The sequence below is a fragment of the Maritalea mobilis genome, assembly GCF_019800885.1.
In the GTDB taxonomy this organism is placed as follows: Bacteria; Pseudomonadota; Alphaproteobacteria; order Rhodobacterales; family Rhodobacteraceae; genus Roseibacterium; species Roseibacterium beibuensis.
Genome location: NZ_JAHVKE010000001.1, coordinates 1,280,337 through 1,292,069, shown reverse-complemented (window position 1 = coordinate 1,292,069; position 11,733 = coordinate 1,280,337). Strand labels below are relative to the sequence as shown.

Below are 11,733 nucleotides of genomic sequence, written 5' to 3'. Positions count from 1 at the left end.
CGCTTGCATCGGGGGGCTCGCTGTTAAACAAGGCAGGATGCATATCGTGCCATGTACTCTTCGAAGGTAGACGCCATGACGGTTTCAACGACATTCACGACGCAAGACATGCGCGCGGCGATCCTGCATCACCTGACCTACACGATGGGCAAGGATGCGGACCACGCCACCACCTACGACTGGCGCATGGCCCTGTCTTTCGCGGTGCGGGACCGGATCGTGGACGGCTGGTTCGCTTCGACCCGGAAAAGCTACGAGGCGGGGGCAAAGCGGGTTTACTACCTGTCGATGGAGTTCCTGATCGGGCGGCTCTTGCAGGACGGGTTGGTGAACCTGCGGCTGCTCGACGATGCCTGCGAGGCGCTGACCGCGCTTGGTCTGGAGCCTTGGGCGGTGATCGCGGACGAACCCGACGCGGCGCTTGGCAATGGCGGGCTTGGACGGCTGGCCGCCTGTTTCCTCGAATCGCTCTCCAGTCTCGGGGTGCCGGCGCATGGCTACGGCATCCGGTATGAACACGGGTTGTTCCGCCAACGCTTTGTCGATGGGCGGCAGGTCGAGTTGCCCGAGACCTGGTTGCAGGAACATCACGCCTGGGAATTCGAGCGCCCCGAGGCGCGCTATCGCATCGGGTTCGGTGGCGACGCCCGTGACGCCGGTTGGGACCCCGCCGAGGCGGTGATCGCCGCGGCCTATGACACGCCCATCGTCGGCTGGCAGGGGCGCTGGGCGAACACGCTGCGCCTGTGGGCCGCTAAACCGGTCGAGGGGTTCGACCTCGACAGCTTCAACCGGGGCGATTTCGTCGGCGCTGCCGCGCCCGAGGCGATGGCGCGCACGATCAGCCGGGTGCTCTACCCCGACGACACGACCGAGATCGGCAAGGAACTGCGGCTGAAGCAGGAGTATTTCTTCACCGCCGCCTCGCTGGCCGACATCCTGCGACGCTTCGATATGGAGCACGGCGATCTGCGCAAGCTGCCGGAAAAGGTGGCGATCCAGTTGAACGACACCCACCCGGCCATCGCCGGGCCGGAACTGGTGCGCCTGCTGCACGATGACAACGGTATTCCCTTCGACGAGGCGATGGACCTTGCCCGCAACACGCTGGGCTACACCAACCACACGCTGCTTCCCGAGGCGTTGGAGCGCTGGTCGGACGATCTTTTCGGGCGTCTCCTGCCGCGGCATCTGGAAATCATCGACCGGATCGACCAGGCGCACCGCGCGGCCTACCCGTCAAGCAGCGTGACGATCCGCGAACCCGGCGTGGTGAAGATGGGCGAGTTGAGCTTTGTCATGGCGCATCGCGTCAACGGGGTGTCGGCCCTGCATACCGAGTTGATGAAATCGACCGTGTTCAAGGAGTTGAACGCGCTTCACCCGGACCGGATCGTGAACGAAACGAACGGTGTCACGCCGCGCCGGTGGCTGTTGTCGTCGAACCCGCGTCTGGCCAGCCTGATCACCGAGCGGATCGGGGAGGATTGGGTCGGTGACCTCGAACAATTGTCCAGGCTGGAAGAGCATGTCGGCGACGCGGGCTTCCTGTCGGCCTATGCCGAGGCCAAGCGCGCCAACAAGGCGGACCTTGCCGCGTGGATCGAGGCCGAGCATGGCATCGCTCTCGACCCCGCGATGATGTTCGACGTGCAGATCAAGCGCCTACACGAATACAAGCGCCAGCATCTCAATATCCTCGAGGCCATTGCGCTGTGGCAAGCGATCCGGGCCGAGCCTGATGCGGACTGGACCCCGCGGGTCAAGATTTTCGCGGGCAAAGCGGCCCCGGGCTATCATTTCGCCAAGGACATCATCCGTCTGATCAACGACGTGGCCGAGGTGGTGAATGCCGACCCGATCACGCGCGACAAGCTCAAGATCGTGTTCCTGCCGAATTATAACGTGACGCTGGCCGAGCGTCTGATCCCGGCTTCGGACCTCTCGGAACAGATCTCGACCGCGGGCAAGGAAGCGTCGGGCACCGGCAACATGAAATTCGCGCTGAACGGTGCCCTGACGATCGGCACGCTGGATGGCGCGAACGTGGAAATCCGCGACCGGGTCGGGAAAGAGAACTTTTTCCTGTTCGGGATGACGGCGGACGAGGTCGTGGCGCGACGCAAGATCAAGGACCATGCGGCCGAGGCCATCGCCGCCGACCCGCGCCTTGCCGCCGCGCTGGCCGCCGTGCGCGACGGCACGTTCTGCGCCGACGAGCCCGACCGCTACGCCCATATCGTGCAGAACCTGTCCGGGCCGGATTACTTCCTCGTGTCGTCGGATTTCACGGACTACTGGCGCGCGCAGCGCGAGGTGGATGCCGCTTACCGGGATGCCGATGGCTGGACGCGGATGGCCGCGCTCAACACCGTGCGCTCGGGCTGGTTCTCGTCCGACCGGACGATCCGGGGCTACATGGCCGATGTCTGGGGTGCGGAGCCGGTCATCTGATCGGTGGCGACCTGCGGTGCGGAGCGGTTGCAACTGTCCCGTGTTTCCCTAGGCTGGTCCTGGATGTGTTTGGCAGTGACAGCTTTTTCACGGCTGGGCCATCTCATCGCCGGGTCGGGCTATCGCAACGGCGGCCCCCCGGTGGACGCCACGACCGGGAACAGGGAGGACCACGATCCATGGTCGACAGCTCTTCACGTTTGATGCGCAAAAGCATGGCCTTCGTTCTGGCCGGGGGGCGGGGAAGCCGCCTCAAGGAATTGACGGACAACCGGGCCAAGCCAGCGGTCTATTTCGGCGGCAAGGCGCGGATCATCGACTTTGCCCTGTCGAACGCCCTCAACTCCGGCATCCGCAAGATGGCCATCGCCACCCAGTACAAGGCACATTCCCTGATACGTCACTGCCAGCGCGGCTGGAGCTTTTTCCGCCCCGAGCGCAACGAATACCTCGATATTCTTCCGGCCAGCCAGCGTGTTGCCGAAAACCAATGGTATCTGGGCACCGCCGATGCCGTGACGCAGAACATCGACATCGTGGACAGCTACGGGGTGGATTACGTCCTGATCCTTGCGGGTGATCACATCTACAAGATGGATTACGAGCGGATGATACGCCAGCATGTCGAGACGGGGGCGGATGTGACCGTGGGGTGCCTGACCGTGCCGCGCAAGGAGGCCACGGCTTTCGGCGTGATGGGCGTGGATGCCAACGACCGGATCACCAGCTTTCTGGAAAAACCGGCCGACCCGCCCGGCACCCCGGATGATCCCAGCGTCGCGCTGGCCTCGATGGGGATCTACGTCTTCGACTGGAAGTTCCTGCGCGAGCTCTTGATCGCCGATGCCGAGGATCCGAATTCCAGCCATGATTTCGGCGGCGACCTGATCCCCGACATCGTGAAGAACGGCAAGGCGATGGCCCATCGCTTTTCCGACAGTTGCGTGCGCCACGCCTCCGAGGCTCCGGCCTATTGGCGCGATGTCGGCACGCTCGATGCGTTCTGGAAGGCGAACGTGGACCTGACCGGCTTCACGCCCGATCTGGACCTTTGGGACCATAACTGGCCCATCTGGACCTATTCCGAGATCGTCCCGCCCGCCAAGTTCATCCATGACGAGGAAAACCGGCGCGGCATCGCTGTCAGTTCCCTTGTATCGGGCGGATGCATCATCTCAGGCACCGAAATCCGGCAATCTCTGTTGTTCACCATGGTGCATACCAACAGCTATTCTAGCCTCGATCAGGCGGTGGTTCTGCCACATGCCAACATTGCGCGGCATGCGCGGCTGACCAAGGTGGTCATCGACCGTGGCGTCCAGATTCCCGAGGGGTTGGTCGTGGGCGAGGACCCGGAAGAGGACGCCAAGTGGTTCCGCGTGTCCGAGGGGGGCGTCACCCTGATCACCAAGCGGATGCTGGACAAGCGGGAGGCTGCCCTGGGATGAAGGTTCTGTCGGTCGCCTCGGAATGCGTGCCTTTCGTAAAGACGGGGGGGCTTGCCGACGTGGTGGGCGCGCTGCCGCGCGTCATGGGGCAGGTGGGCGTCGAGATGCGGGTCATGCTGCCCGGTTATCCCGGCGTGATGCAGGCCATCGGCAAGGCGAAAACCGTTTTGGAAGAGAGTGACCTCTTTGGCGGCACGGGCCGTGTGGTTGCCGCCAAGGCCGCGGGGATCGACCTTTTGGTCCTCGATGCGCCGCATTTGTTCGAGCGGGATGGCTCGCTTTACATGGGGCCGGGCGGAACGGATTGGGCCGACAATCCCGAACGCTTCGCGGCGCTGTCCTGGATGGCAGCGCGTGTCGCGATGGAAGGGGCCGGCAAGTGGCGGCCCGATATCTTGCATGGCCATGACTGGCAGGCGGGTTTCGCGCCCTATTACCTGAAGAAAAAGGGCAGCGCGCTTCCCACGATCCTGACGATCCACAACATCGCCTTTCACGGCCTCGCCCCGCGGGACAGACTGTCGACGCTCCGGCTCGACCCGACTGATTTCGTGCAGGACGGAGGTTTCGAATTCTGGGGGCAGGTGGATGCTCTGAAGGCGGGCCTGGTCTGGTCCGACAAGATCACAACGGTTTCGCCAACCTATGCGCGGGAATTGACCCGGCCCGAGTTCGGCGCCGGCCTCCATGGGGTGATCGAGGCCCGGGCCAGCGATCTGGCGGGCATCCTGAACGGGATCGACACCGAGGCCTGGGATCCGACGACCGACCCCCTGATCGCCGCGCCATTCAAGACCCCGCGCGGCAAGGCCAGGAACAAGGCGGCCCTTCGCCGGGAATTCGGCTTGCCCGAGGCCGGTGGCCCGCTTTGCGTCGTCGTCTCTCGCCTGACCGAGCAGAAGGGGCTCGACCTGTTGATCGAGGCCTTGCCGGCCCTTGTCGATCAGGGCGGGCAACTGATCCTGCTTGGCACGGGTGAGGCCAAGCTGGAGGCGGCCTTCCGCAAGGCGGCGCATCATGAGAACGTCGCGGTTCATATTGGCTATGACGAAGGGCTGTCGCACCGCCTGATCGCGGGGGCGGACGCGATCCTTGTCCCCTCGCGCTTCGAACCTTGTGGCCTGACCCAGCTTTATGCCCTGCGCTACGGGACGATCCCGCTGGTCGCGCTAACCGGGGGGCTGGCAGATACCGTCATCCCGGCCAACCCCGCCGCCCTGGCAAAGGGGGTGGCGACGGGCATCCAGATCAATCCGCTCACGTCCCACGCCCTTGCGCTGGGGCTTCTCGACCTTTGTACACTTTACCAGGACAAGGCGACCTGGGCCCGGATGCAGCGCAACGCGATGGCCCAGCCCGTCGGGTGGGAGGCCTCGGCCGCCGCCTATGCCCGGCTTTATCACGAGGTAGCCACCCCCGCATGACCGCACAATTGACGATGGCCGAAGGCCGCGCGGCGCCCCTCGGCGCGACATTCGATGGCGAGGGCGTCAACTTCGCCGTGTTCTCGGAACATGCCACGCGCATCACGGTCTGCCTGTTTTCCGAGGACGGAAAGCACGAGACACATCGCCTGGATCTGCCCGAACGCGACGGCGACGTGTGGCATGGCTATGTCTCGGGCCTGCGTCCGGGGCAGCTTTACGGGTTGCGCGCCGACGGTCCCTATGCCCCGCACCAGGGGCACCGGTTCAACTACAACAAGCTGTTGATCGACCCCTATGCCAAGCGTCTCACGGGCCACCCGCGCTGGCATGACGCGCTGATGGGATACACGGTGGGCAATAGCCACCAGGACCTGAGTTTCGACAAGCGCGACAGCGCGCCCTACATGCCGCGCTGCTCGGTCGAGGACCCCAGTTTTTCATGGGGCGGGGATCGTGCCCCGCGCACGCGCGAGGCCGAAACGATCCTCTACGAGGCGCATGTCAAAGGCTTCACGCAGCGGTTTCCGGGGGCCGATCACCCGGGCAGCTTTCTTGCGCTCGGGTCGGACGTCGTGCTGGATTACCTTACCGATCTCGGCGTCACGGCGGTCGAGTTGCTTCCGTCGCAGGCATTTCTGAATGACCGTTTCCTCGTCGAAAAGGGGCTGACGAATTACTGGGGCTACCAGACGCTTGGCTTTTTCGCGCCCGAGCCCCGCTACCTGACGGACGGCCAGATCGCCGAGTTCCAGTACATGGTCGCCCGGCTGCATGCCGCCGGGATCGAGGTGATCCTTGACGTGGTCTACAACCATACCTGTGAAGGGTCCGAAGCCGGTCCGACCTTGTGTTTCCGCGGCCTCGACAACCTCAGCTACTACCGCCTGGCCTCGGACGGGCGCAGCTACATCAACGACACGGGCACCGGGAACACGGTGAACGTGGATCACCCGATGGTCCTGCGCATGATCCTCGACAGCCTGCGCTACTGGGTCGAGGTGATGCATGTGGACGGGTTCCGCTTTGACCTGTGTTCGACGCTGGGGCGCACGGATCACGGCTTTCACCGCGGGGCGGCGTTCTTTGACGCGATCCGGCAGGACCCGGTTCTGACCGAGGCCAAACTGATTGCCGAGCCATGGGATATCGGGCCGGGCGGCTATCAGCTGGGGGCATTTCCGCCGCCGTTCATGGAATGGAATGACAAGTTTCGCGACGGCGTGCGCCGCTATTGGCGCGGTGATGCCGGAATGGTGCCGGAGCTGGCCGACCGCCTGACCGGATCGGCCGTGCAGTTCGACCACTCGGGGCGGCCGGCCACGGCCTCGGTCAACCTACTGACGGCGCATGACGGGTTCACGCTGGCCGATGTCGTGTCCTACGTGGAGCGGCACAACGCGGCCAATGGCGAGGATAACCGCGATGGGCATGGCGAGAATTTCTCGGACAATTTCGGGGTGGAAGGTCCAAGCGACGATCCCGACGTGATCGCGGCGCGGGGGCGGCGGCGGCGCAACATGATGGCGACGCTGCTTCTGTCCCAAGGCACGCCGATGATCCTCGCCGGCGATGAGGTCGGGCATAGCCAGAAGGGCAACAACAACGCCTATTGCCAGGATAACGAGATCAGCTGGATCGACTGGGACAACGCCGACGAAGACTTCCGCGCCTTCACCCGTGATTTGATCGCGTTTCGCAAGGCGCATCCGATCCTGCGGCAGAAACGGTTCCTGCACAGCCAGGAACGCGCGGTGGACGGGGTCGAAGACCTGTTCTGGTGGCGCGAGGATGGCGCGCCGATGGCGCAGGACGACTGGGATGATGACCAACGTCGCGTGCTGTGCGCCGAGTTGCGCATGGCCTCGGGCAGCCCGGCCTATGCCGAGCGTGAAGAAGCCCTGTTCCTCGTCTTCAATTCCGGGGACCAGGACGTGAGTGTGACCTTGCCTGATCCGACCGGGGGCTGGTTCTGGTCGCGCAGGATCGACAGCGCCGCCGCGTGGTTCGGCGCAGAAGAAGTGGGCGATACGATGGAGGTCGCGGGGCCATCGGTCACCGTCTGTGTGCTTGAGGCGCGGGATGGCTGACGCATTGTCGGCGCTTGCGGTCCGGGCGGGGATTGTTCCGTCCTATACCGATCAGACGGGGCGGCGGCGTCGGACCGGGCGTGCGACGATGCGGGCCTTGCTGGCCGCGATGGGGCTGCCGGCCGCGACCGAGGCCGAGGCCGAGGCCGCGGATCGCCTCCATGCGCTCGAGGCAAAGGCGACCGCGCGCCGCCTGCCGGCCTGGGCCGTCGGTGTGCCGGATGAACCGCTGCGAAACCTGGCCCCCACTGGTGCGGACTGGTCCCTGCAACTGGAAGACGGCACTGAATGCGAAGGGCAGGGGGATAGCCTGCCGGGCCTGCCGCTGGGGTTGCACACGCTGCGGGTTGGCCCATCCGTCTGCACGCTGATCGTGGCGCCACGGCGTCTGCCGGAACCGTCACGCTGCTGGGGGCTGATGGCGCCGCTTCACGCAATGCGCCCGGCCGAGATCGGCGGCCTGGCCGATTACGAGGATCTGGCCGTCGCGGGCGAAGGTCTGGCGCGGCAGGGGGCGGCGTTTCTGGGTCTCAACCCGATCCATGCCGGTTTCTTCAACGATCCCGGGGGCTTCAGCCCCTACACGCCGTCCCATCGCCGCCGGCTCAGCGCCTTTCATGTCACGGCGGGCCAAACGGCCTCCCCCGGCGACGCAACCGTCGAATATGCCATGGAGATCCCGAAGCGCCGGGCCGCTTTGCAGAGGGCGTTCGCCGCCTTCCAAGAGGCCGGGGGCGATCCCGGGTTTTCCGAATTCAGGAAAGCCGAGGGCGCGGCGCTCGACCGCTTCGCCCTGCATCAGGCGCTGTCGGACCAGTACGGGGCTTATTGGACGGATTGGCCCGCTGCCTTGCAGGACCCGAGCAGCGCCGAGGTTGCGCAGGCGCAGGCCGGGTTGCGCGATGCCGTGACCTTCCACGCCTGGCTGCAATGGCGGGCGCATGAAGGATTGCAGACGGCCAACCACCGGGCCAAGGCGGCAGGCATGGGCTTGGGCCTTTACCTCGACCTTGCGGTGGGGACCCACCCGGCTGGCGCCGAGACCTGGGAAGACCGCGAAAGCTTTGCCTTCGGCGCCTCTCTCGGGGCGCCGCCCGATGCGTTTTCCGCCGATGGGCAAAGCTGGGGTCTTGCGCCGTTCAACCCGCATGCGCTGATCGCGAAGGGATTTCGCCCCTTGGCTGAGACGCTTCGCTGCCAGATGGCGTTGTCGGGGGCGGTCCGGATCGACCATATCCTCGGCTTCGACCGCGCGTTCTGGGTGCCCGAGGGGGCGGCGGGGGCCTATGTCCAGATGCCGCGCGAGGCGATGCTGGCCGTGGTCCGGCTGGAAGCGGCCCGGGCAGGCGCGATTGTCGTGGGTGAGGACCTGGGCAACGTGCCAAGGGGGCTGCGCGCCAGGCTGGCGGCCTCTGGCATTCTGAGTTGCCGCTTGCAACTGTTCGAACGGTTGCCCGGCGATGCACCGGCCTTCCGCCCGCCCGAGACGTTCGAGCGGCGGTCCATCGCCAGTTTCTCGACCCACGATCTGCCGACGTGGAAAGGCTGGCGGCAGGGGCAGGAGGTCACGACACGGCGCGATCTCGGCCATATCACGCCCGGCTTCGGGGAAGAGGAACTTGACCGACGCAAGGTCGAGGTCGCGGCTTTCGATGCTATGACGGCAAGGGTTGCGCCGGACGGGACGGACCCGGCCTCGGTCGATGCGATGCACCATGCGCTGGGGGCGACGCGCTCGGCCTTGGCGATGGTGCAGGTCGAATGTGCCCTCGACATCGTGCCGCAACCGAACCTGCCGGGTACGACCACGGAGTATCCGAACTGGCGGCAACGCCTGCCCGTTGGGCCCGAGGGTCTGGGCCGTGATCCGCGGATCGCGCGGGCGGCCAAGATCATGGCGGCACACAAGCGGTAAGGATCAGCCCGGCGCTCGGGTATAGACCAGCGCCATCGAGTCCTTCAGGGTAATCGGCCCGCCGGTATAATCTCCGCCAATTGAAGGCGTGCGGAGGGCAAGACGCCAGCCGGTGCCCTTGATCCCGGGAACGGGCAAGGTCAGCGGGTCGATCTCATCCGTCGGTTTGCCCTCCATATGCGCGACGGAGAAGACCTGCTCGCCGTCCGGCCCGTGCCGGAGCGAGGTGAACACTGTCCGACCGCTGACCGGGTGCAGGTAGTCGAAATGATCCTTCGGGCCGTAATTGTCGCGCAGCCATGGCCGCGCGCGGCGGAAATTGCGCGTGGCAAGGCAGAACGCCGCCTGTTCGCCATCGAGCGAGGGCAGGGAGTTCGACACGTTGCAGTAATCGTGCATGTCGTCCATCCACGCCCGCGCGATGCGCTTGAGGTTCACCACCGTGAATTCGGGTCCGGCGAGTGGCGGCTCTGCCTTGGATAGAAGCCGCGCGATTTCCTCAAGATCGTATTCCGTGACTTCGACCAGCGCGGGCAGGAATTCCATGAAGCGCGCCAATTCCTCGCGCGTCTCAAAGCCCAATTCCTTCAGGCGGCGGAAATTGGCGGGCACGGAGTAGCTGTATTCATCGACCTGCCATTTCAGGCTGATCGCCTCTTCGGCGACGACCTTGACGCCGTAGCGGTCGTCCTGGTTGCGGATGAAGCCCCAACTCGCCCGCGCCATGGCGTTCAGGAAATCCATCGGCACGCCGGGCAGCGCGACATAGGTCAGCACATGGACAGCCGGGTTGTCATAGGCCTTGTCGAGGATCTCCATTCGCGTGCGGCCAAGGCGCGTGTTCACGTTCAGCTTGGGGTTCACCTGCGTGCCCCGGCGCAGCGTGTCGTGGTTCGACGTGCCCGAGATCCAGTTCGCGCCCACGTCCAGCATCTCGCGGATGCGCCAGAATTTGGACAGCCAGAAGGTATAGAGGAACGGCGTGTTATGGGCGAAGGTCAGCGGCCCCCATTGGAACACGTCATCGTCACGCTGCGCGGTAATGACCGCGCGGTAATCCGAGGACAGTTCCCAATCCTCGTCCGGCCAGGGGCGGCCATCCTCGAAGATGAACCATGGGCGATAGCGGGTGCCCGCGACCTCCTGCTCGATATCGGCCATCTCCTGCAGGAAGTCGTCGTCATGGCGCAAGACCTGTGCGGCACTGTCCCACCATTTGAAATCCTGCGCGCCGTCGACGCGCACGCCATCGGCGCCGAAATCGACCTTGCGGCGCTGCATTTCCAGCAGGATCGCGCGCACGGCGGGGTTCTGGTAGTCGAGGTTCTGGCCATACATGTTCGGCCCGGCGAAGAAATGGCTGTTCAGCGCATCGAGTCCCTGGTTGTCGGAATGGCCGAAGACCACGTCGAGAACCAGTTTCTTGGGCTTCGATGGGAAGTTGTGCAGCACCGAAATCAGGTCGATCAACTCATCGGGACGGCCGGATTCAAGAAGGACCGGGTTAACCGTGGACATGCCAGAAATGACGATGTCGTAGCCCCAGTTCGTCGTGTCCGGGCGAAGGAGAGAGACCTCCACGGCATCGCTGTCGCCGTCCTGCTCCTGCCAGAAATCCGGGCCGGTTTCGTAGACGGTGGTCGGCTCGACCGGCAGAAGCTGAACAGCGTCATAACCAAGGAAAAGCTGATCGGCCGGTTCCAGCGGCAGGTCGCGGGCGACCCGTTCGGCCAGACGTTGGTAGTGACGTGTCAGGCTGGCCAGGGTGCCGCCCGCCGTCGCGGTGGGGGCATGAATTTGCAGGATGTTGCCCGGTGGGCCGAACTTGTGCGGGGCGTTGCCGCGCAGCGCCTCGAAATAGGCCGTGTCGCCGCGCCCGGCCTGCATCGCGGCCACGTCATAGAGTTCCGCCGGGGCCATCGCGCCAAAGGGCAGCGACATGGCCAGCGGGTCTAGGATGCGGTGCCACTGGTCCTCGGCATCCCTCCAGGCCAGCGCGTAGAAGTCGCCGATCGTCTCTCGGCTGCCGGCGCGAATACCGGTGACGGCGGTAAAGCAATGTGCTTCCTCGCGGATAACCGGGACCCATGCGCGTTCGAACCGCACGGTCTGATGCGCGCGGGTCAGGTCGAGCGGCTCAAGGGGCGACAGGATTTCAAGGAAGATATCGCCCGAGGGCACGCGCTGGTCGAGGAGTTCCGGTGTCCAGAACCCGAAGAGCGCACGGTCGCCCTCGACGCGCCCGCCAAGGCGGCGGGCAATCCGGCGCTCAGCCTCGAAACTCGTTTCAGCGGTGGTCAGCGCGTCGCGCGCGGCATCGGCTTCGGCGCGGACGGCATTCTCGTCGAATGCAATACGGTCGGTCAGGGGCATCGCGGCTCCTTTCTCGGAAACAGGTCGGT

Annotated in this window: 6 protein-coding genes; 5 read left to right on the top strand and 1 reads right to left on the bottom strand. The window is 65.1% G+C overall.

What is annotated here, in order from left to right; genetic code table 11:
- The first annotated feature begins 75 nt into the window (after positions 1-75).
- From KUV65_RS06260 to malQ, 5 genes are all read left to right on the top strand, one after another.
- Positions 76-2,454 (top strand): glycogen/starch/alpha-glucan phosphorylase, encoded by a 2,379-nt coding sequence (locus KUV65_RS06260; RefSeq protein WP_261331603.1) that lies wholly within the window; start codon positions 76-78, stop codon positions 2,452-2,454.
- Positions 2,455-2,633: 179 nt separating this feature from the next.
- Positions 2,634-3,902: a glucose-1-phosphate adenylyltransferase gene (glgC, locus tag KUV65_RS06255; protein WP_222188580.1), complete on the top strand. Its 1,269-nt coding sequence runs from the start codon at positions 2,634-2,636 to the stop codon at positions 3,900-3,902.
- Positions 3,899-5,326 (top strand): glycogen synthase GlgA, encoded by a 1,428-nt coding sequence (gene glgA / locus KUV65_RS06250; RefSeq protein ID WP_222188578.1) that lies wholly within the window; start codon positions 3,899-3,901, stop codon positions 5,324-5,326. Before glgC ends, glgA begins: the two co-directional genes overlap by 4 nt.
- Positions 5,323-7,416 (top strand): glycogen debranching protein GlgX, encoded by a 2,094-nt coding sequence (gene glgX / locus KUV65_RS06245; RefSeq protein WP_222188576.1) that lies wholly within the window; start codon positions 5,323-5,325, stop codon positions 7,414-7,416. The genes glgA and glgX overlap by 4 nt, the downstream gene beginning before the upstream one ends.
- Complete coding sequence (gene malQ, locus KUV65_RS06240) at positions 7,409-9,331, top strand: 4-alpha-glucanotransferase (protein WP_222188574.1); 1,923 nt, start codon at positions 7,409-7,411, stop codon at positions 9,329-9,331. Before glgX ends, malQ begins: the two co-directional genes overlap by 8 nt.
- A gap of 3 nt (positions 9,332-9,334) precedes the next feature.
- Here the strand turns inward: malQ and gghA are convergent, their stop codons facing one another.
- A complete protein-coding gene (gene gghA / locus KUV65_RS06235; RefSeq protein WP_222188564.1) occupies positions 9,335-11,704 on the bottom strand; it encodes a glucosylglycerol hydrolase in 2,370 nt (789 codons plus the stop codon).
- Positions 11,705-11,733: the final 29 nt, after the last annotated feature.

Excerpts from the sequence above, each read along its gene's own strand:
- KUV65_RS06260 (WP_261331603.1), top strand. The coding sequence starts at position 76 with ATGACGGTTTCAACGACATTCACGACGCAAGACATGCGCGCGGCGATC.
- glgC (WP_222188580.1), top strand. The coding sequence starts at position 2,634 with ATGGTCGACAGCTCTTCACGTTTGATGCGCAAAAGCATGGCCTTCGTT.
- glgA (WP_222188578.1), top strand. The coding sequence starts at position 3,899 with ATGAAGGTTCTGTCGGTCGCCTCGGAATGCGTGCCTTTCGTAAAGACG.
- glgX (WP_222188576.1), top strand. The coding sequence starts at position 5,323 with ATGACCGCACAATTGACGATGGCCGAAGGCCGCGCGGCGCCCCTCGGC.
- malQ (WP_222188574.1), top strand. The coding sequence starts at position 7,409 with ATGGCTGACGCATTGTCGGCGCTTGCGGTCCGGGCGGGGATTGTTCCG.
- gghA (WP_222188564.1), bottom strand. The coding sequence starts at position 11,704 with ATGCCCCTGACCGACCGTATTGCATTCGACGAGAATGCCGTCCGCGCC.